The organism is Pseudomonas sp. FSL W5-0203, from assembly GCF_001896155.1.
In the GTDB taxonomy this organism is placed as follows: Bacteria; Pseudomonadota; Gammaproteobacteria; order Pseudomonadales; family Pseudomonadaceae; genus Aquipseudomonas; species Aquipseudomonas paracarnis.
The window spans coordinates 21,215-41,596 of sequence record NZ_MPOR01000044.1 but is presented as its reverse complement, the minus strand read 5'-3'; the positions used below and the strand labels follow the sequence as shown (position 1 = coordinate 41,596).

The 20,382-nt window shown below is 60.6% G+C and carries 17 protein-coding genes and 1 pseudogene; 7 read left to right on the top strand and 11 right to left on the bottom strand.

Annotated features, from left to right (window positions below):
• Nucleotides 1–207: 207 nt before the first annotated feature.
• The gene (gene hglS, locus BOP96_RS25470) at nt 208–1,584 is read right to left on the bottom strand and encodes a 2-oxoadipate dioxygenase/decarboxylase HglS (RefSeq protein ID WP_073454340.1); all 1,377 of its coding nucleotides are present in this window, start codon (nt 1,582–1,584) and stop codon (nt 208–210) included.
• 198 nt (nt 1,585–1,782) lie between these two features.
• Between hglS and BOP96_RS25465 the strand changes: the two genes are divergently transcribed.
• Nucleotides 1,783–4,419 (top strand): MGH1-like glycoside hydrolase domain-containing protein, encoded by a 2,637-nt coding sequence (locus BOP96_RS25465; protein WP_073454338.1) that lies wholly within the window; start codon nt 1,783–1,785, stop codon nt 4,417–4,419.
• 191 nt (nt 4,420–4,610) lie between these two features.
• Here the strand turns inward: BOP96_RS25465 and BOP96_RS25460 are convergent, their stop codons facing one another.
• Nucleotides 4,611–4,925 (bottom strand): SCP2 sterol-binding domain-containing protein, encoded by a 315-nt coding sequence (locus BOP96_RS25460; protein ID WP_014718185.1) that lies wholly within the window; start codon nt 4,923–4,925, stop codon nt 4,611–4,613.
• A 56-nt stretch (nt 4,926–4,981) separates the two neighbouring features.
• On the bottom strand, nt 4,982–5,692 hold the full coding sequence (locus BOP96_RS25455; protein ID WP_014718186.1) for a histidine phosphatase family protein: 711 nt from the start codon (nt 5,690–5,692) through the stop codon (nt 4,982–4,984).
• 194 nt (nt 5,693–5,886) lie between these two features.
• Between BOP96_RS25455 and sohB the strand changes: the two genes are divergently transcribed.
• Nucleotides 5,887–6,912 carry a protease SohB gene (sohB, locus tag BOP96_RS25450; RefSeq protein ID WP_014718187.1) on the top strand — a complete coding sequence of 342 codons (1,026 nt, stop codon included), beginning with the start codon at nt 5,887–5,889 and terminating at the stop codon, nt 6,910–6,912.
• Between the two features lie 133 nt (nt 6,913–7,045).
• On the opposite strand, the gene dhaL is transcribed toward sohB, so the two are convergent.
• The 7 genes from dhaL to BOP96_RS25415 form a co-directional block, all read right to left on the bottom strand.
• The gene (gene dhaL, locus BOP96_RS25445; RefSeq protein WP_073454336.1) at nt 7,046–7,690 is read right to left on the bottom strand and encodes a dihydroxyacetone kinase subunit DhaL; all 645 of its coding nucleotides are present in this window, start codon (nt 7,688–7,690) and stop codon (nt 7,046–7,048) included.
• A gap of 3 nt (nt 7,691–7,693) precedes the next feature.
• Entirely contained in the window at nt 7,694–8,695 is a 1,002-nt protein-coding gene (locus BOP96_RS25440; RefSeq protein ID WP_073454334.1) for a dihydroxyacetone kinase subunit DhaK, read from the bottom strand.
• A gap of 156 nt (nt 8,696–8,851) precedes the next feature.
• Nucleotides 8,852–9,967, bottom strand: coding sequence for an MDR/zinc-dependent alcohol dehydrogenase-like family protein (locus tag BOP96_RS25435; RefSeq protein WP_073454332.1), 1,116 nt, complete (start codon nt 9,965–9,967; stop codon nt 8,852–8,854).
• 27 nt (nt 9,968–9,994) lie between these two features.
• Nucleotides 9,995–10,750 carry an SDR family oxidoreductase gene (locus BOP96_RS25430; RefSeq protein WP_073454330.1) on the bottom strand — a complete coding sequence of 252 codons (756 nt, stop codon included), beginning with the start codon at nt 10,748–10,750 and terminating at the stop codon, nt 9,995–9,997.
• Nucleotides 10,751–10,903: 153 nt separating this feature from the next.
• Nucleotides 10,904–11,911 (bottom strand): substrate-binding domain-containing protein, encoded by a 1,008-nt coding sequence (locus BOP96_RS25425; protein ID WP_014718192.1) that lies wholly within the window; start codon nt 11,909–11,911, stop codon nt 10,904–10,906.
• Nucleotides 11,912–11,945: 34 nt separating this feature from the next.
• Nucleotides 11,946–12,923, bottom strand: a complete 978-nt coding sequence (locus tag BOP96_RS25420) for an ABC transporter permease (RefSeq protein WP_014718193.1) — start codon at nt 12,921–12,923, stop codon at nt 11,946–11,948.
• Complete coding sequence (locus tag BOP96_RS25415) at nt 12,920–14,407, bottom strand: sugar ABC transporter ATP-binding protein (RefSeq protein WP_060767524.1); 1,488 nt, start codon at nt 14,405–14,407, stop codon at nt 12,920–12,922. Before BOP96_RS25415 ends, BOP96_RS25420 begins: the two co-directional genes overlap by 4 nt.
• 262 nt (nt 14,408–14,669) lie before the next feature.
• Here BOP96_RS25415 and rpiB point away from each other — a divergent pair, with 262 nt between their 5' ends.
• The 3 genes from rpiB to BOP96_RS25400 all read left to right on the top strand — a co-directional run bounded on the left by rpiB (nt 14,670) and on the right by BOP96_RS25400 (nt 18,178).
• Nucleotides 14,670–15,131 (top strand): ribose 5-phosphate isomerase B, encoded by a 462-nt coding sequence (rpiB, locus tag BOP96_RS25410; protein WP_019817614.1) that lies wholly within the window; start codon nt 14,670–14,672, stop codon nt 15,129–15,131.
• Nucleotides 15,132–15,194: 63 nt separating this feature from the next.
• Nucleotides 15,195–16,175 (top strand): sugar-binding transcriptional regulator, encoded by a 981-nt coding sequence (locus BOP96_RS25405; RefSeq protein ID WP_003191835.1) that lies wholly within the window; start codon nt 15,195–15,197, stop codon nt 16,173–16,175.
• A 434-nt stretch (nt 16,176–16,609) separates the two neighbouring features.
• On the top strand, nt 16,610–18,178 hold the full coding sequence (locus BOP96_RS25400; RefSeq protein WP_073454328.1) for a TerC family protein: 1,569 nt from the start codon (nt 16,610–16,612) through the stop codon (nt 18,176–18,178).
• A gap of 37 nt (nt 18,179–18,215) precedes the next feature.
• Here the strand turns inward: BOP96_RS25400 and BOP96_RS25395 are convergent.
• Nucleotides 18,216–18,488: pseudogene (locus BOP96_RS25395) on the bottom strand (thioredoxin family protein); the annotation flags it as partial.
• Between the two features lie 326 nt (nt 18,489–18,814).
• Here BOP96_RS25395 and BOP96_RS25390 point away from each other — a divergent pair.
• The gene (locus tag BOP96_RS25390; protein WP_019817613.1) at nt 18,815–19,663 is read left to right on the top strand and encodes a transporter substrate-binding domain-containing protein; all 849 of its coding nucleotides are present in this window, start codon (nt 18,815–18,817) and stop codon (nt 19,661–19,663) included.
• Between the two features lie 52 nt (nt 19,664–19,715).
• Nucleotides 19,716–20,378 carry an amino acid ABC transporter permease gene (locus tag BOP96_RS25385; protein ID WP_019817612.1) on the top strand — a complete coding sequence of 221 codons (663 nt, stop codon included), beginning with the start codon at nt 19,716–19,718 and terminating at the stop codon, nt 20,376–20,378.
• The last annotated feature ends 4 nt before the right edge of the window (nt 20,379–20,382 follow it).

The following is a 20,382-nucleotide window of genomic DNA, read 5'->3' as shown; positions in this document are numbered from 1 at the left end:
GCGCCATCCATGGCGCGGGGCGGCTAAACCGGCATCCCTGCCGGTTTACCCCCCAAATCCCTGTCGAATTCCGGCCAGCGTGGTTTGACGGGGCGCCTAACATCAAGATCAAAAGCAGATCAAGATCACAAGCAGATCAAGAGCGACTCGCTTCGCATCGTGGTTACCGTCAAGGCCGTGACGCTTGGCGTTCGGTCTTGCATCCAGTCATTTCAACAGCGTTTCAACACATATATCCATGGAACGCTGCTGCGTCTGCTCATACAACTGCAGCTCATCAATCGTGCTGCGCCCCAGCGCCTGCTCGAAGGCTGCCCGGTTGGAGTTGCCCGCGTAGTGACCCTGCGCCCCATCCCCCAGGTTTGACTGGAAGATTCCCGCCGCACTGACCGGCAGAAAATCCTCGTACACCAGCGGTTCCAACGCCACATGACCGGCGTTGACCAGCGTCTGCAACGTGCGTGGCTGGTCTACCTGGCCGCGTGCCGCCAAGCCCTTGTCGGTGACGAAGTAGCGAAAATACGCCAAGCCCTGCTCACGCATTTGCGGGTAGTTATCGGGGAAGGCATGGAAGTGCTGTTCCATCAATTGCACATAGCGTTCGGCGTTGGCTTCATTGGGGAATGTGCCGAGTTCGTCGCGGGCGGCGTTCAGCAGTTGGTCGTACAGGGCGCGACCTTTAGGCGTAAGCGCGACGCCGCGTTGTTCGATTTCGCCGAAGCGCGCGCTGTGGCTGCCGTGGGCATCGGTGAAGGCGATGGGTTCGTCCAAGGCCTTGAAGCTGGTCTGGCGTAGTAGGATCGGGCACTGGCGCCGAGGTGGGCCTTCGATCACGGCTTTGGGGGTGATGCCTTTGCCAGGCATCGCCGCCTGCACCTGGTCGATGTCCAGGGTGCGTGGCGTCAGGTGGTTGATGTGCGGGCCTTTGAACGCGACGACGTCGGCGATCAGGCGGTGCTGGTCGCTCAGTTGCTGATATTGGGCGCCGGTGACCGTGGCAGTGTGGTGCCAGCGGAACGTCTCCAGGGCCTGGCGGATAAAGGCCTCGGCATCGCTGGCATTCAAGCCGCCTTGGGTCTCTGCCTGGTCGATCAATGCCAACGCCTCGGCGGTAAAGATCGAGCGTTTGGCCAGGGCGCTTTCGGCGAAGGCACGCAGGTCGGGGTTTTCGATCAGTTCCAGGCGCAGCAATGAGGTGAACACGCGAAACGGGCTGGTTTGCAGCGCATGTTCATGCACGGCGCGAAAGGCGGTGGAGTGAACAGGCACGCCAGCGGGGGTGAGGTCGTAGTAGCCCACCGGTTGCATGCCCATCACCGCGAATAAACGGCTGATGGTTGCCAGTTCCGCAGCGGTGCCCAGGCGGATGGCGCCGTGGCGTTCCATGTCCAGGCGCTGGATTTCGCCGGTACGTTGCAGTTGATGCGCCAGGCCCGGTTCGCTGTCGAGCACGCGGGCATTGGTCTGGGCCACCAGCTCAAGCAGCGCGCCGTACAAGGGCACTTCATCTCGATACATGTCGGACATGGCCTTGGAAAAGCCCTTGCGGATCTCGTCGGGGCTGACATGGGCGGTGGCGTGCATAGAAAAATTCCTGATGACTGGAGCGATGATCGTGGCCTTTGCCCGATTTTGTTGAGCGGCCGGCCGGCTTGCAAACGAAGATTCCTCTGGACTTCATTCTGCAAATGAATGAGTTGACCTTGCGTCCAAGTCTTCATGTGCATGCGGGCGTCATTGCGCTCTACACTGCGCCTCACTGTGTAGGTGAAGGAGGACCCGATGACGGCCAAACCCGCAACCAACCTGCTGGGCACCATTGAAGCCCAGCGCCTGGCAACGCAACACGCCGAACGTTGGCGCGAGTGGGGGCCGTACCTGAGTGAACGCCAGTGGGGCACGGTGCGCGAAGACTACAGCGCCGACGGTGACGCCTGGGCCTACTTCCCTCATGAACACGCTCGCAGCCGCGCCTATCGATGGGGCGAGGACGGGTTGGCCGGTTTCAGTGACAAGGCCCAACGCTGGTGCCTGGGCCTGGCGCTGTGGAACGAGCGCGATGCAATCCTCAAGGAGCGTCTGTTCGGCCTCGACAACGCCGAAGGCAACCACGGTGAAGACGTCAAGGAGCTGTACTTTTTCGTCGATGGCGTACCAAGCCATGCCTACATGCGCATGCTCTACAAATACCCCCATGCGGCGTTTCCCTACGCCGACCTGATCGCCGAAAACGCCCGTCGTGGGCTGGATGATGCCGAGTATGAAATCCTTGATACCGGTGTGTTTGCAGATAACCATTACTGCGATGTCAGTGTCGAATACGCCAAGCATCAACCCGACGATATTTTCATGCGCGTCACCGTGCATAACCGTTCGGACCAACCCACACGCCTGCAGGTGCTGCCCCAGCTCTGGGCGCGTAATGACTGGAGCTGGACCTTCGATGCACCCAAGCCCAGCTTGAGGCTGGACGGCGAGCGGATTCTGGCGCTTCATCATGAACTCGATGATCGCCACCTCAGTGCCTGGGGCCAGGACGGGTTGCAGTGGCTGTTCTGCGAAAACCAAACCAATCGGCCCAAACTGGACGGGCAACCGGCGCCGGGGCCATTCAAGGATGGCATTAACGATTACGTGGTGGGCGCGGTTGAGTCGGCCGTTCGCCGGGACGCCGGTACCAAGGTGGCCGCGCATTTCACCCTTGAGCTGGCAGGCCAGGAAAGCAAAACCCTTTACCTGCGTTTTGCGCCGGTGGGCGCGCCCGATGTCAATGCGCGCAAACTGTTCGAACAGCGCCGCCAGGAGGCCGATGACTTCTACTCGGTGTTGCAACAGGGCCTTGCCGATGACGATGCGCGCACTGTACAACGCCAGGCCCTGGCCGGCCTGCTGTGGTCCAAGCAGCTGTACTATTTCGACGTGAACCAGTGGCTTGACGGCGACCCGGCCCAGCCCGCGCCACCGCCCGAGCGCCTGCATATCCGCAATACTCATTGGCGGCACCTGTGCAACTTCGACATCCTGTCGATGCCAGACACCTGGGAATACCCGTGGTACGCCTCCTGGGATCAAGGCTTCCAGGCGGTGGCCATCGCGCTGATCGACCCTGGTTACGCCAAGCAACAGTTGTTGTTGCTGGTAAAGGACCGCTTCATGCACCCCAACGGCCAATTGCCGGCCTACGAATGGCGCTTTGACGACGCCAACCCGCCCGTGCATGCCTGGGCCAGCTGGCGCGTATATCAGCAGGACAAGGCGCTGACCGGCGTGGGCGATATGGATTTCCTGGAGCGGATCTTTCACAAGCTGCTGTTGAATTTTTCTTGGTGGGTCAACCGCAAGGACGCCGAGGGCCGCAACCTGTTCCAGGGCGGTTTTCTGGGCCTGGACAATATTGCCTTGTTCGACCGCTCGGCCCCGTTGCCGACGGGTTACCAGTTGGACCAGGCCGACGGCACCGCCTGGGTGGCGGCCTATGCCCTGGACCTGATGCGCATCGGCCTGGAGTTGGCCAAGCGTAATGGGGTGTACGTGGATATTGCTGTGAAGTTTTTCGAGCATTTCCTCTACATCGCCGGCGCTATTAACCGCGTCGATGACAGCGCCGAAGGCTTGTGGGATGAGCAGGACCAGTTTTTCTATGACGTGCTGCACCGCCCTGATGGCCAGAGCGAGCCGGTGCGCCTGCGCTCCATCGTCGGGTTAATGCCGCTGTTCGCGGTGCTGGTGCTGGAGCAGCGCGAGCATGAAGGCTTGGAGGGCTTGCGCGAGCGCCTGCTGGGCTTTATGCATCATCGGCCGGACCTGGCCAAGCTGGTTTCGCGCTGGACCGAGCCGGGGCAGGGCAACCGCCTGTTGCTGGCGCTGCTGCGCGGTGAACGCACCAAGGATTTGCTGCGGCGCATGCTGGATGATCAGGAGTTCTTGTCGGCCTTTGGCGTGCGCGCCCTGTCCAAGGCGTTCGCCGAGCAGCCCCTGGCGTTGAAGATGAATGGCGACACCTTGTGCGCCAGTTACCAGCCCGGTGAATCCGACTCACGCTTGTACGGCGGCAACTCCAATTGGCGCGGGCCACTGTGGATGCCGGTCAATTACATGCTGATTGAATCGTTGCGCGAGTTTCACCGCTACTACGCCGATAACTTTTCCGTGGAGTACCCGGCGGGCAGTGGGTATCTGGCGTCTCTGGAGGAGGTGGCTGACAGCCTCAGCGAGCGGCTGACGCGGTTGTTTCTAAGAGATGAAAACGGGGTGCGGCCGTCGATGGCGGGCTATGCACAGTTGCAGGAGGACCCGGCCAGTCGTGACCTGGTGTTGTTCCATGAGTATTTTCATGGAGAGACAGGGCGAGGGCTGGGGGCTTCACACCAGACCGGGTGGAGCGCGTTGGTGGCGTTACTGCTGCAACCCAAAAACTGAGCAACCTTGCGGATGTGCTTTTCTGTGGGAGCTGGCTTGCCTGCGATACAGGCACCGCGTTGCGTCCGGCAAATGGAGTAGATGCCATCGCAGGCAAGCCAGCTCCCACAAGGGATCTTCATTCTCCGCGAGAATGCAGGCAAAAAAATCCCGCCGGGGAGGCGGGATCAGGATTCAGGGTTACCCGTGAATCAGGAAGGGAACAGCTCGCTCAGCTTCATCGCCAGCATCATGTCGCCTTCGGTGCGCAGCTTGCCGCCCATGAACGCCTGCATGCCGTCGGTGGAGCCGTCGACGATGCCTTCCAGGGTCTCGCTGTCCATCACCAGGGTGACCTGAGCGTCAGGGTTTTCGCCTTCTTTGAGTTCGCAGGTCTTGTCCTTGACCACCAGCGAGAAATTCTTGGTGTCGTCGATACGGAAACCGAACACCAGGTCCAAGCCTTCGGCAGCGCTTGGGTTGAATTTGGCTTTCATTGCTTCTACGGCTTTAGCTACGTCAGTCATGGTTTCGATCCTTAAGGGTAGAGTCCAGTGACCTTGGGGTCACGGTTGGCCACAGTTCATCGGAAAGTGATGAGCTGCGGCGCCTTCAACAGTTGCAAGTGGGCGTGACTGTTGAAGGAAGCCAGTGCCACCTCGCGACCACGGAACTTGAGTTGGTTGAGCGAGGTGTTAACAATTTGCCAGTTCATTTCGAAGGCCTGGGCGGCAGGCATTCGGGTAATCAGGTGGAGCAGGGCGGTGATGGTGCCGCCGGAGGTGAATACGGCGATTTTGTCGGTGTGGTTCGCGGCTTCCAGGATACGCTGCAAGCCACCCTGGACCCGCTCGACAAACCCCAGCCAGCTTTCCAGCCCTGGTGGGTCATAGGTGCCGGCCAGCCAGCGCTCGATGATCAGGGCGAAAATGCGTTGGAACTCGCTGCGGTTCTGCGGGCCGTTGCGCAGGATGTGCACGGCATCCGGTTCACTGCTGAGCAGGTCGGGCAACAGGCCGCGAATGATCGCTTCGCCGTCGAACTCGTTGAACGCGCTATCTGTTTCCAGCGCCGGAACCGGCAAGCCCAAGGCGCTGTACTGATCGAACGTGGCGCTGGCAGTGTGCTGCTGGCGACGCAGGTCGCCGGCGATGCAGCGGTCAAACGCAATGCCCAGGTCTGCCAGGTGGCGACCGAGCACTTGCGCTTGTTCCACGCCAACGGGCGAGAGGACGTCATAGTCGTCTGCACCGAAGGAGGCCTGGCCATGTCGAATCAGATAAATGCTGCCCACGTCCGTTTTCCCGGTACGTTGAAAGTCTGGCGAGGTTATGAGGATGCCTGCGAGCTGTCAATGAAAAAACATACGCTTGTTTTAAAAGCGCGTTGGAGCCCGCCTGCTGGCGGTTTGATCACTGGCTCCTTCGCAGTGGCGTCGGTATGCTGGGGCCATCCGCGCCCGGCGCAGTGCATTTTTTAAGGAGACATATGGATTTTTTGGCCGAATACGCGAGCTTTCTGGCGAAGACCGTCACCCTGGTGGTCGCTATTCTGGTGGTACTGATCAGCTTTGCAGCACTGCGCAGCAAAGGTCGTCGTAAGTCCGCCGGCCAATTGCAGGTCAGCAAGCTGAATGATTTCTACAAGGGCCTGCGCGAGCGCCTGGAGTCGAGCCTGCTCGACAAGGACCAGCTCAAGGCTCTGCGCAAGTCCGAAAGCAAAGCCGAAAAGAAGAAAGACAAGAAGAAGCCCGAGCCCAAGCCGAGGGTATTCGTGCTGGATTTCGACGGTGACATCAAGGCCTCGGCCACCGAAAGCCTGCGCCATGAAATCACCGCACTGCTGAGCCTGGCCACGCCCAAGGATGAAGTGGTGCTGCGCCTGGAAAGCGGCGGCGGCATGGTGCACAGCTATGGCCTGGCCTCTTCGCAACTGGCGCGTATCCGCCAGGCCGGCGTGCCGTTGACCGTGTGCATCGACAAAGTGGCGGCCAGCGGCGGCTACATGATGGCCTGCATCGGCGAGAAGATCATCAGTGCACCCTTCGCCATCCTCGGTTCCATTGGCGTGGTGGCGCAGTTGCCCAACGTCAATCGCCTGCTTAAAAAGCACGACATCGACTTTGAAGTGCTGACCGCCGGTGAATACAAGCGCACGCTCACAGTGTTCGGCGAGAACACCGAGAAGGGCCGGGAGAAGTTCCAGGAAGACCTGGACATCACCCATCAGCTGTTCAAGAACTTCGTCTCGCGTTACCGCCCGCAGTTGGCGATTGACGAGGTGGCCACCGGTGAAGTGTGGTTGGGCGTCGCTGCCCTCGACAAGCAACTGGTCGATGAGCTGCAAACCAGCGACGAATACCTGGCTACCAAGGCCAAGACCGCCGAAGTGTTCCACTTGCACTATGCCGAGCGTAAGAGCCTGCAAGAGCGCGTGGGCCTGGCGGCCAGCGGTTCGGTGGACCGGGTGCTGTTGACCTGGTGGAGCCGCTTGACCCAGCAGCGGTTCTGGTAAGCCAGTACTGAAAACCAGGTAATCCCTTGTGGGAGCGGGCTTGCTCGCGAATGCGGTATATCAGTCAATAGATTTGCTGGCTGACACTCCGCATTCGCGAGCAAGCCCGCTCCCACATTGGTTTTCGGTCATGTCAGGTTAAACGGGGTTTAATCGAGTCCGCCAACTGCGTAAGGATCAGGCAGCACGACACGGCCCCGGCATCCAGAACGCCGAGGGAGCGCTCACCCAAACGACTGGCCCGGCCAATCTTGGCCACCAGGTCCTTGGTCGAATCCCGCCCTTGGGAGGCGGCCGTTTTCATCGCATCGAGCGCATCGCTGAAAGAACGCCCCGACGCCTGCGCCCGTTCAAAGGCTTCTACCGCCGGAATCAATGTATCCATCAAGCACTTGTCGCCCACGCCCGCTTCGGTGATGTCCTGCAGCGAGGTCAAGCCGCCGCGCAGCAGGCGGGCGAAGGTGGCGACGTCGATGTCTTCACTGCCGCGCACTTCGTCGGCCATGCCGATAAACAGGCTGCCATACAAGGGCCCCATGGAGCCGCCGATGCCTTCCATCAGGCTCAGGGTCAGTTCATCCAGAGCTTCGGCCAGGGTCAGTTGGCGGCCTTCGATCGTGCGGCCGCAATGGGCAAAGCCTTTGGCCATGTTGATGCCATGGTCGCCATCGCCTATAGCGCCGTCGACTTCGCTGAGGTACTCCCGGTTGGCCACGATCACGCTGACCAGGTCGGCGACGATGGCGCTACCCTCATGGGTGGAAAAATGCTGGCTCATGGTTCACTCCGCCTGGGTCATGCCGATGGAGCGGCAGGGTTGGTCGATCAGGGTTTTCAGCTCGGCGTCGAGGCCGAGCAGGGTCAAGGTCACGCCCATCATCTCCAGGGAAGTGAAGTAGTTGCCCACGTAGCAACGGTGAATCTTCAAACCTTTGGCCTTGAGCTGTTTTTCCACCTCGGCGTAGAAAATATACAACTCCATCACCGGGGTGGCGCCGAGGCCAGAGACCAGCACCACCACGCTGTCGTCCTGGCTGAAATCGCGGTCGGCGAGGATCGGCGCCAGCATGCGCTCGGCCATGGCGGCGGCCGGTTCAATCGGGATGACTTCGATGCCCGGCTCGCCATGATGGCCAATACCTAATTCCATCTGCCCGTCGGGAATCTGGAAGTTCGGCTTGCCCACCGCGGCGATGGTGCAGGGCGTAAGGCCGATACCAATCGAGCGGCAGTGGTCGACGGTTTTCTGCGCCACCCGAATCACGCCGTCCAGGTCGTAATGCTGGGCAGCGGCGGCACCGCCGATCTTCCACATGAAGATCTCCCCGGCTACACCGCGACGCTTGGCGATGTCGGCCTTGGGCGCGGACGCCACGTCGTCGTTGGCGACCACCGTGCGGATGCGCATGTCTTTGCTGGCGGCCATTTTCATCGCCAGCTTCACGTTCATGTTGTCGCCCGCGTAGTTGCCATACAGGCATGCCACGCCAGCACCATGGTCGGCAGCGCGGAAGGCGTCGAAAAAGCTTTTGGCGGTGGGCGAGGAAAAAATCTCGCCGACGGCCACCGCATCCACCAGGCCTGGGCCTACATAACCGAGGAACGCCGGCTCATGCCCGGAGCCGCCGCCGGTGACAATGCCAACGAGGCCCTGGGCTGAGGGCTTGGCCTTGACGATGACCCGTGGGTTGCTTTCGTACTGGCGCAGCTCGGGGTGCGCGACCAGGATGCCGCGCAGCATGTCTTCGACCACTTGGTCGGGATCGTTGATGACTCGATTCATAACGCGGGTTCCTGTGTTCTTGTTCTAAGGGGCGGCACTATTCCACTGTGGGAGCTGGCTTGCCTGCGATGGCGGTGTGTCAGCTGGGGATTTTTTACTGATGCACCGTCATCGCAGGCAAGCCAGCTCCCACAGGGTTTTGTGTTGTTACTCAGATCAGGGTTCGAGCACAACCTTCAGCGACTTGTCGCCGCGCTCCATCACTGCAAACGCTTCCTTGAAATCCGCCAGCGCAAACTTGTGGGTCACCACGTCGCGCATGTCGATCTTGCGGTTGCCGATAAAGTCGATGGCCCTTGGGTACATATATGGTCCCAGGTGTGAGCCGAGGATATCCAGCTCCTTGCGATCGCCAATGATCGACCAGTCCACCGTGGCCTCGTCATTGAACACGCTGAATTCGACAAAGCGTCCCAGCTTGCGCAGCATCGCCAGGCCCTGGTTCACCGCCTTGTGGTGCCCGGTGGCTTCGATATAGATGTCGCAGCCGTAGCCATCGGTGATTTCGCGGATTTTCGCCAGCACATCCACCTCGGCCGGGTTCCACACTTCATCGGCGCCCAGGCGCAGGGCGAGGGCGGCGCGTTCGGGTTTCATGTCCAGCACGATGAGTTTTTTCGGGTTGCGCAACCGCACCGCGCCGATGATGCCCAGGCCCAGGGTGCCGGCGCCGGCGACCACCACGATGTCGTCATGGTCGACATTGGCGCGTTCCGCCGCGTGCAGCGAGCAGGCCAAGGGTTCGATCAGGATCGCTTCATCGGGGGCGATGGATTCCGGTACTTTGTGGATGATGCCTTCCTTGGTGAAGATCATGTATTGGGCCATGGCGCCCTGCACATTGTTCTGGAAGCCATACAGGTCGTGCTTCTGGCACATCCAGTACTGGCCGTGGTTGCAAAAGCGGCAGCCCCAGCACGGCACGATCTGCTCGGAGATCACCCGGTCGCCCACGGCCACGCCGCGCTTCTCGGCGCCTGGGCCAAGGGCGACCACGCGGCACACGAACTCATGCCCGGGGATCATCGGTGGCTTCACGTAGCGCGGTTGTTCGGCATCGCCCCAGAACGACGGCGCGCCGCGATAGGTGTTGATATCGCCCATGCAAATGCCGCACAGCTCGACTTTGGTCAGGATCTCGTCGGGGCCGGGGGTGGGCACGTCGACGGTTTCCAGGCGGTAGTCTTCCGGGCCGTGGCAGACCACAGCCTGCATGGTTTTCGGGATGCTCGGGGCGAGTTGTTCAGGTGTGCGTTCGGTGACAGTGGACATGACAAAACCTCACGACATAACGATGAATTACTGAATGCTGTAACCGCCGTCGATCACCATGTTGGCGCCGGTGATCATCTGCGCGGCATCGCTGAGCAGGTACAGCGCCAGCCCGGCGATTTCTTCCGGCTGGGCAAAGCGACCTGCCGGGATCTGCAATTTGGCCCGCTCACCCACCTCGCCGGCCCAGGCTTTTTTACCCAGGGCGGTTTCGACGATGGTGGGGGAGATGGCGTTGACGTTGATCTGCGGCGCCCACTCCATGGCCAATACCTTGGTCATGCCGACGATGGCGGCTTTGCTGGCGCAGTAGGCAACGTGACGGTCCAGGCCAACCACGGCGGCCTGGGACGCCAGGTTGACGATGCGCCCGCTGCCTTGGGCAAGCATATGTCTGGCACAGGCCTGGGCCATGAAAAAGCTGGCCTTGAGGTTGATGTCCAGGGTGGTGTCCCAGGCGCTTTCGCTGACCTCGATGGCCTTGTCCAGCAGCACCACGCCTGCGCTGTTGATCAGGTAATCCAGGCGCTGGAAATGTGCGAACACCTTGTCGACGGTCGGTTGTATCTGGTCGATCTTCCCGAGGTCGACGGCAATGCCCAGGTGCCCGGCACCCAGGCTGGCGGCCACCTCAACCACGGCCGGATCGCGGTCCAGCAGCGCCACCCTTGCGCCGCGTTCCGCCAGCAAGGTGGCGCAGGCCAGGCCGATGCCGGCGGCGCCACCGGTGATCACCGCGCAACGGCCGCTGAGGTCGAAGGCTTGGTTCCAGAAACCAGACATGAATGACTCCCGATACAGATCAAAAGGTAGAACTCGGTCCAATGTGGGAGCTGGCTTGCCTGCGATTGCATCAACCCGGTCTACCTGATGCACCGAGGTGCCTGCATCGCAGGCAAGCCAGCTCCCACAGTTGACTGTGTTTCAAGCCACTGACTACTTACCGCCGCTGACTTGCTTGTACAGCGCATCCGCATTGGCATTGGTCACCGGCACCCAGGGCAGGATGTAGTTCTTGGCTGTGCCGTCGGCCCATTTCACGTCCTTGGCGTAGCGCTCCCAGATCACCGATTGCGGCTTGTAGTCCTCGCCTGCCAGGGCGCGCAGGGCCACGTCCAGTGCGCCTTGGGATTGGGCCTGGGCATCCTGGAGGAAGGTGGTGACTTCGTCCTTTTTCGCCGCCTGGATCGCATCCGGCATGCCGTCGATAGAGGTAACGGGCACATCCTTGGCGGTGAGGCCATGGGACTTCAAGGCTTGCACGGCGCCCAGGGCCATGTCGTCGTTCTGAGCGATCACGCCATTGATGCCCTTGGGGTGGGCGTTGAGCCAGTCTTCGGTGAGGGTCATGGCCTGGGCGCGGTCCCAGTTGGCGGTTTTCTTTTCGATGATCTTGATGTCCGGGTGTTTGCCCAGCACTTCCAGCTCGCCTTTTTCCCGGTCGATCTGCGCCGACTGGCCAATCGGGCCCTGGATGATCACCACGTTGCCCTTGCCGTTGAGCTTGTCGACCATGGCCTGGGCCTGCAGGCGGCCGCCTTCCACGTCGTCGTTACCCACATACGGCACGCTGGCATCGGCTACTTTCGTATTGGAGGCGATGACCACCACGTCGTTGCTCATGGCGGCCTTGACGGTGCCGACGCCGGCCTTGGTATCAATCGGCACGAACAGAATCGCGTCGTAGCGTTGGGTCACCATGTTTTCGATCTGGTTGTTCTGGGTCAGGGCGTCGTAATTGCCGTCGAACACGGTCAACTGCACGGTGCCATCCTTGACGGCCGGATGCTCCTTGAGCTCACGAACCCAGTTCTGCATGAACTGCCCCTTGAGGCCATAGACGGCTGCGCCGATCTTGTAGGTCTTGCCGTCGGCGGCCAGGGCGATACTGCTGGCGAGCAGGGAGAGGGCCGCCGCGGCGGCCAGGGTGGTACCCAGTTTCATAAGTAGAACTCCGGTTATTGTTATGGGTCGTTCTTCAGCGTTTCTTCTTGCGCCACACGTCGATCAGTACTGCGAACACAATGATCAGGCCCTTGGCGACCTGCTGGTAATAGGAGGACACGCCGAGCAGGTTCAGGCCGTTGTTGATCACGCCGATCAACAGGGCCCCGAACAAGGTGCCGACAATGCTGCCGGTACCGCCCGACAGGCTGGTGCCGCCGATCACCACCGCGGCAATCGCGTCCAGCTCATAGGAAACCCCGGCCTGGGGCAGGGCAGAGGTAGTGCGTGCCGACAGCACCACGCCGGCCAACCCGGCGAGCAGGCCCGAGACCACGTACACCGAGAACATCACCTTGCGCACGCCAATGCCGGAGGTGCGTGCGCTTTTTTCATTGCCGCCCACCGCATACACATAACGGCCGTAGGTGGTGTAGCGCAGCACCATCCAGAAAATAAGCGCGACCACGGCGAAGATGATGATCGGCACGCCCACCGGGCCGACCTTGCCGATGCCCAGGGCCAGGTAGGCGTCGGGCAGGTCGGTGATCGGGCTGCCGTCGTTGAGAATAAAGGTCATGCCCCGCGCGATGCTGAGCATGCCGAGGGTGGCCACGAACGGCGGGATCGACAGGTTGGCGATCATGAAACCATTGACCACCCCGAGCATCGCGCCGGCAAACATCCCTGCGCTGACCGCCGCCAACAGGCCATAACCCTGGGTGGCGACCATGGCGCTGCACAACCCGGCGAACGCCAGGATCGACCCCACCGACAGGTCGATACCCTTGGTCAGGATCACATAGGTCATGCCCACGGCGAGAATGCCGTTGATGGAGGTCTGGCGCAGGATGTCCATCCAGTTGCGCCAGGTCATGAAGTACTCACTGGAAAACGCCATCACCACGCACAGCAGGATAAACACCAGCGGCAGGCCGAAGCGGTCGAGGGACAGGCGCAGGCGGTTGCGCGGCGCGGCGGTAACGGGGGCAACGATGGTTTTGGCATTCATGAGGCAAGACTCAACAAGGCTTCCTGGGAAAGGGCGGTGTCGGTGCTGATAGTGACCAGCCGGCCACCTTTGAAGACGGCGATGCGGTCGCTCAAGTGCAGCAGTTCCGGTGCTTCTGACGACACCACAATGGCTGCGCCACCGGCCCGCACAAACTGGTCGAGCAGGTGGTAGATCTCCTGTTTGGCGCCTTCGTCGATGCCGCGGGTGGGTTCATCGCAGAGCAGGCACACCGGTTCCGTGGACAGGCATTTGGCGAGCACCACCTTTTGCTGGTTGCCGCCGCTCATGGACGCCACCGGCAGCTCCAGGGAACTGGTCTTGATCTGCAGGCGCTTGACCATCTCCTCGGCCAGTTGCGCCTCTTTGCGTGCGTTGATCAGCGACCAACTCGACAAGCGCTTATAGGCCGACAGTGCAATGTTCGACAGGATGCTGCCGGTCAGCACCAGGCCGCTGTCCTTGCGGTCTTCGGTGACCAGCGACATGCCGGCGTCGATGGTCGCCTTGGGCTGCCCGATGGGCATGGGCTTGCCTTGCAAGGTAACGCTGCCGGCATCCGCCACGGTCAGGCCGTAGATGCAATTGAGGAATTCACTGCGCCCGGAGCCCATCAACCCATAAATGCCGAGGATCTCGCCACGGCGCAGTTGCAGGCTGATGTCGTGGAACTCACCGTTGCGGCTCAGGTGGTCGACCTGCAGGCAGGTGCTGGCCGCGCATTCGCGGCCCACCTTGTGGTCGATGCGCGTCAGTTCCTGGCCGACAATGCCGCGCACCAGGTGGTCGCGGTCGATATCGGCCATGCGCCCGCTTTCCACAAAGGCGCCATCACGGAAGATGCTGTAGTCATCGGCGATCTGCGCCAGTTCGCTCAGTCGATGGGACACGTACACGATGCCGGCACCGCGTGCGGTAAGGCGGCGAATCGCCTTGAACAGGGTTTCGGCCTCGCGCTCGCCGATGGCCGAGGTGGGCTCGTCCATGATCATCACCTGGCAGTCATGGCTGAACGCCTTGGCGATTTCCACCAGTTGCATCTGCGCCACGCTCAAGCGGTGCATGGGGCTGGTGGCGTCGACGTCGAACTCCAGGCTTTCGAGCAGTTCGCGGGTGCGGCGATTGAGGGCCTTGCTGTCGACGATGCAACCGGCGCGGCGCGGTTCGCGGCCCAGCCAGATGTTTTCGGCGACGGTCATGTAGGGGATGGGTTCGAGCTCCTGGGTGATCATTGCGATCCCCGCGGCCAAGGCTTCACTCGGGCGATTGAACTGCACCGGTGCGCCGTTGAGCACAATGCTGCCGGCGTCACGCTGGGTGATGCCCATCAGGATGCTCAGGAAGGTCGACTTGCCGGCACCGTTGCCGCCGCACAGGGCGTGGACGCTGCCGGCGCGCAGAGAAAGGCGCCCGTCGCGCAGGGCTGGCACCCCGGCGTAAGCCTTGGCGACATGTTCAGCCTGGAGCAGTAATGGCGTGGCCATCGGCGTGTCCTCGTGCTGTGAATTCTTATTAGGTCGCACAGTCATGTTTCGCTGTGATCATATGTGTATCAAATGAAATTCTGATCAGTCAATCTCTTTCACTTAAAAGGTGTGATTCTCATCTTTGACGCGGTTATTGCCTTGGTATAGGGCTTTGACTGGCAGGTCAGTTAAATCTCGCTTGACAGTAAGGGGTGAATGCTTGCGAAATGAGTGAGAGATATTTCACTAAGTGATCATTTGATCAGTGGAGTTTGGCGCCATGAACACACCTTTCCCGGTGGCTATCGGATGCGATGAAGCAGGTTTTGAGCTCAAAGAGTTGTTGAAGCGCCATATCGAGGCGTTGGGGTACCCGGTCACCGACTTCGGTACGCATTCAACGGCGCCGGTGCTGTACCCGGACATCGCTCTGGCCGTGGCCACCGCCATCAATGCCGGGCAACAGCGCCTCGGCGTGCTGGTATGCGGCACCGGCATAGGCATGGCCATCTCGGCCAACAAAGTTCTGGGCATCCGTGCGGCCCAGGCTCATGACACCTACTCTGCGGAGCGGGCGCGCAAGAGCAACGATGCGCAAATCCTCTCCATCGGTGCGCGGGTCATCGGTGCGGAGTTGGCCAAAAGCATCGTCAGTGCGTTTTTGGCCTCGGAGTTCGAAGCGGCGCGGTCCGGGGCCAAGGTCGAGCGCATCAATGCGATCGAGCGCGATGGGCATCAGTAGTGGACGGCGCAGGGCAAGAGTCGGGAGAATGCGCCTTTGACGCCGAAACGGAAGCCCGTCCCCATGAGTGACAGTACCCAGCGCATGGCCAGTGATATCGATCAGATGACCGAAGTGGCGATGCTCTATTACCTTGAGAACGTCACTCAGGAGGCCATTGCCAAGCGTTTTGACCTGTCGCGGGCAAAAGTCAGCCGCCTGCTCAAGCGCGCGCGCGATGAAGGGATTGTCGAGGTGCGCGTGCTGCAGCACCCGGCAATGAACAACGAGCTGGAACGGGCACTGGTGGAGCGCTTCAAGCTCGACCGCGCCTTGATTGCGGTCGACCACAGCGACCCCGACACCCAGCGCTCGGCGGTCGCCAGCCTGGTGGCCAACTACCTCAACAAGACCCTGGGCGACGGCATGATCGTTGCGGTGGGCATGGGGCGTAACGTCGGCGCGGTGGCCGATAACGTGTTTCTGCCGGTGACCCGCAACTGCACCTTCGTGTGTGCCATCGGCGGTTCGCTCAAGGCCGGTGAATACATGAACCCTGACCACATCTGCCGGCGCCTGGCCCTGCGCTTTGGGGGTGAAAGTGAAAGCCTCTACGCCCCAGCGCTGGTGGCCAACCCCGAGCTGCGCGGGGTGCTGATCAACAACGACACGGTGCGCTCCACCCTTGACCGCGCACGCCGCGCTGACATTGCCTTGATCGGCATCGGCGACATGAGCGAGAACAGCAACATGGTGCGCATGGGCTGGTTCTCGCCCCAGGAAATCGCCCAGGCGCGCCTGTCTGGCACTGTGGGCGACATGATGGGCTATGACTTTATCGACATTCACGGCCAGCCGGCGGTCAACGCCATCCAGGGGCGCGTGATCGGGTTGACGGTGCAGGAGCTGTTTCGCATCCCGGATGTGGTGGCGATTGCCAGTGAGAACACCAAGGCGGCGGCGACCTTAGGGGCGTTGCGCTCGGGAGTGATCAATACGCTGGCGACCACCGTCACCAACGCCCACACCATCCTGGCGCTGGACGATGCCACTCGTAAAACCTGATACAGATCGTTCCCACGCTCCAGCGTGGGAACGCATCCTGTGACGCTCCGCGTCACCCTTGCGCGGGTGGGACGCGGAGCGTCAAAGGCGGCATTCCCACGCGGAGCGTGGGAACGATCAACACCGAGGTGCCTGCATCGCAGGCAAGCCAGCTCCCACAAGTATTGGTGTGCTTCTGATAGGGGCTACAGGTTTTGTAATAGTTTTGCGCTGTAGGAAATTTGTATTTCAAATGTAGGATTCAAGTCCTTTTGTCATTTCAGGACTTGCATGAACACCCTCTCGGAGCCTCCCAGTCGTCTTTCCCCAAGACAACCGCTGTCGCTGTTCCCGCTGAAGCACCCCGTATTCCGTCAACTAACCTTGTCTCGGTCGTATGACCGCACTTTGCCGTGCCCGGCGTTCTGAACACTTTAAAGACAGAGAATTTATAAATGGAATGGTTAGCGGATCCTACGGCCTGGCTCGGCCTTGCGACCTTGATTGTGCTGGAACTGGTGCTGGGTATCGACAACCTGGTGTTTATCGCGATCCTGGCGGACAAGCTGCCACCGGAGCAGCGTGACCGTGCACGTTTGATCGGTTTATCCCTGGCGCTGCTGATGCGCCTGGGCCTGTTGGCGAGTATTTCCTGGTTGGTGACCCTGACCCAGCCGCTGTTCGAGGTGTTCGACAAGAGCTTCTCGGGCCGTGACCTGATCATGCTGTTCGGCGGTATATTCCTGCTGTTCAAGGCCACCATGGAATTGCATGAGCGCCTTGAAGGCCATGTGGCGCAGCACAAGGGCAATGTGGCTTACGCGATGTTCTGGCCGATCGTCGCGCAAATCGTGGTGCTGGATGCGGTGTTCTCCCTCGATGCGGTGATTACCGCCGTGGGCATGGTTGACGAGCTGGCGGTGATGATGATCGCGGTGATCGTGTCCATCGGCCTGATGATCGTGGCGAGCAAGCCGCTGACCCGTTTCGTCAATGCGCATCCGACCGTGATCATGCTGTGCCTGGGCTTCTTGATGATGATCGGCTTCGCCCTGACCGCCGAAGGCTTGGGCTTCCATATTCCCAAGGGCTACCTGTACGCGGCTATTGGCTTCTCGATTCTGATCGAGGTGTTCAACCAGATCGCCCGGGCCCGTCGCAAAAAATCGGCACAGGGTGTGTTGCCGGTGCGTGAGCGTACCGCCCATGCGGTGATGCGCTTGTTGGGCGGCCGCAGCCTGGCGGTGGAAGAGGTGGGTGAAGAGGTAGCCGATCTGCTGGGCGAGCCGGATGCTGCGCAGGGTCCGCTGTTTGACCGGCGCGAACGGGTGATGATCAGCGGTGTGCTGCAACTGGCCGAGCGGCCGATTCGCACCCTGATGACCCCAAGGGCCAAGGTTGACTGTATCGACCTGGCGGACGAGCCCGAGACGACGCGTCTGAAACTGATGCACTCGTCCTACTCGCGTCTGCCGTTGATCCGTAACGGTGCAGTGGATGAGCCTTTGGGCTTTGTGCACAAGAAAGAGCTGCTCAAGGAATACCTGGCTGGCAACGAGCCGAACCTTGCGCACTTGGCGCGTCGGGCGATCAACCTGCTGGAAAGCTTTTCGATCCTCAACGCCCTGGAGCAGATGCGCCAGGAGTCTACCCACATCGCTTTCGTGATCAACGAATTCGGCGACTTCATGGGTGTATTGAGCATGACGGATATTCTGGAATCCATCGCCGGTGAATTGCCCGATGCCAGCGAAATCGAAGGGCCGGACATAGTCGAGGACGGCGATGGTTTCCGTGCCAATGGTGCCTTGAACCTCAACCTGCTGCGTCAGCGAACGGGCTTCAAGGCTGCGGCTACCGAGGACTATCAAACCTTGGCGGGGTTGGTGATGAGCCTGCTCGACCGCCTGCCGGCGGTGGGCGATAGCCTGGAGCATGAAGGCTGGCGTTTGACCGTGGCTGAAGTGGAAGAGCGCCGGGTGACGCAAGTGCACTTGCGCCCTTGCTCAGGTCATAACGGCTGAAGATGTCTTTTACGCACTGCTCTTGTTCTTCAACGGGGCCGAAGCCTTTGAGCCGTTCTACCACGGCCCCCTTCAGGTAGATCAGCAGCGTCGGGGTGCCCGTCACGTCAGGGTGCCTCGGCGTATGGGCGCAGTCGAGTAACAGGTTGACTATCCAGGGATGCTTCCACGCGGTCTGTTCGAATAAGTGGCATGCCTGCGCGCAAGCGGGGCAGTGCTCTGAAAAAAAAAGAATAAACACCGGGCGCGGTGTGTTCAGTACCCGATTGAACCCTTGGGCGCTGGAAATTCTGCGCGTGGCGACTCCCATGTTGATCCTCCTGCCTGCCGTGTTGGTTTTTGCTCACGCTAAGCCGGAGGGTCGTCACCGTCTACTGTCAACCTTCACAGGTGCGCGTCACTTGCACTCGACCCGTCTAGGTGCGCTGTAACACCGTTGTGGGGCGTTGCGTAGCACTGCCATGCGACGACGGCGCAACGCTGTTTATCTCTGCAATCGCTATCACGCTGATCCATAACGCATTTATTACCCCCATAGGTTTCCTCCAGCGTCTGTGGCACACTTTCTGCTGTCTATTCCGTTGTTACATACCAAGTTCCGGTATAGCGGAATACACAATCCCTGGAGTGCTTGTCATGCATCACCGACCTTCCGTATTCAAAGCGTGTGTTTTTCTCGTCGCTGCATCGGCTTCCTTCGCCAGCCTGGTGCAGGCGGCGGACAGCAAGCTCGATGATGTGCTCAAGCGTGGGCACTTGATCGTAGGTACAGGCAGTACCAATGCGCCGTGGCACTTCCAGGGAGCGGATGGCAAGTTGCAGGGATTTGATATCGACATCGGCCGCATTGTGGCCAAAGGCTTGTTCAATGACCCGAGCAAGGTGGAGTTTGTGGTGCAGTCGTCCGATGCACGTATTCCCAACCTGCTCACCGACAAGGTCGACATGAGCTGCCAGTTCATCACCGTCACCGCCAGCCGTGCGCAGCAGGTGGCCTTCACCCTGCCGTACTATCGGGAAGGCGTCGGCCTGCTGCTGCCCAACAACAGCAAGTACAAGGAAATCGAAGATCTCCAAGCCGCAGGTGATGACGTTACCGTGGCAGTGCTGCAAAACGTATACGCCGAAGAGTTGGTGCACCAGGCGCTGCCCAAGGCCAAGGTCGACCAGTACGACAGTGTCGACTTGATGTACCAGGCCGTGAACTCAGGCCGCGCCGATGCCGCCGCCACCGATCAGTCCTCGGTCAAATACCTGATGGTGCAGAACCCTGGCCGCTACCGCAGCCCCACCTACGCCTGGAGCCCGCAAACCTACGCCTGCGCGGTCAAGCGCGGCGACCAGGACTGGTTGAACTTCGTCAATACCGCGCTGCACGAAGCCATGACCGGTGTCGAGTTCCCCACCTATAAAGCCTCGTTCAAGCAGTGGTTTGGCGTGGATCTGCCAGAACCGGCGATTGGTTTTCCCGTGGAATTCAAGTGACCCGCAACAATAGGGGCGTGCCTGAACACGCCCCCTTCAGGTGCTGCTGACCATGAACTATCAGTTGAACTTTGCCGCCGTCTGGCGTGATTTCGACACCTTGCTGGCGGGGCTCGGCCTGGGGTTGCAGTTGGCGTTGCTGTCGATCGCCATCGGCTGCGTGATCGGCCTGTTGATGGCGTTTGCCATGCTCTCCAGGCACCGTGCGTTGCGTATTCTTGCCTCGGTGTATGTGACGGTGGTGCGCAACACCCCCATCCTGGTGTTGATCCTGTTGATCTACTTCGCCTTGCCCTCCCTGGGTATTCGCCTGGATAAGATTCCCTCGTTCATCATCACCCTGTCGTTGTATGCCGGTGCCTATCTCACCGAAGTGTTCCGCGCAGGCCTGGTGAATATTCCCAAGGGTTTGCGGGAAGCCGGCCTGGCCATCGGCCTGGGGGAGTGGCGGATTCGCGCTTACATCACCGTGCCGGTAATGCTGCGCAACGTGCTGCCGGCGCTGTCGAACAACTTTATCTCGCTGTTCAAGGACACCTCCCTGGCCGCTGCGATCGCGGTGCCGGAGCTGACCTATTACGCCCGCAAGATCAACGTCGAAAGCTATCGGGTGATTGAAACCTGGCTGGTCACGACCGCGCTCTACGTGGCTGCCTGTTACCTGATTGCCATGCTGCTCCGTTACCTGGAACAGCGTTTGGCTATCCGTCGTTAAGGAA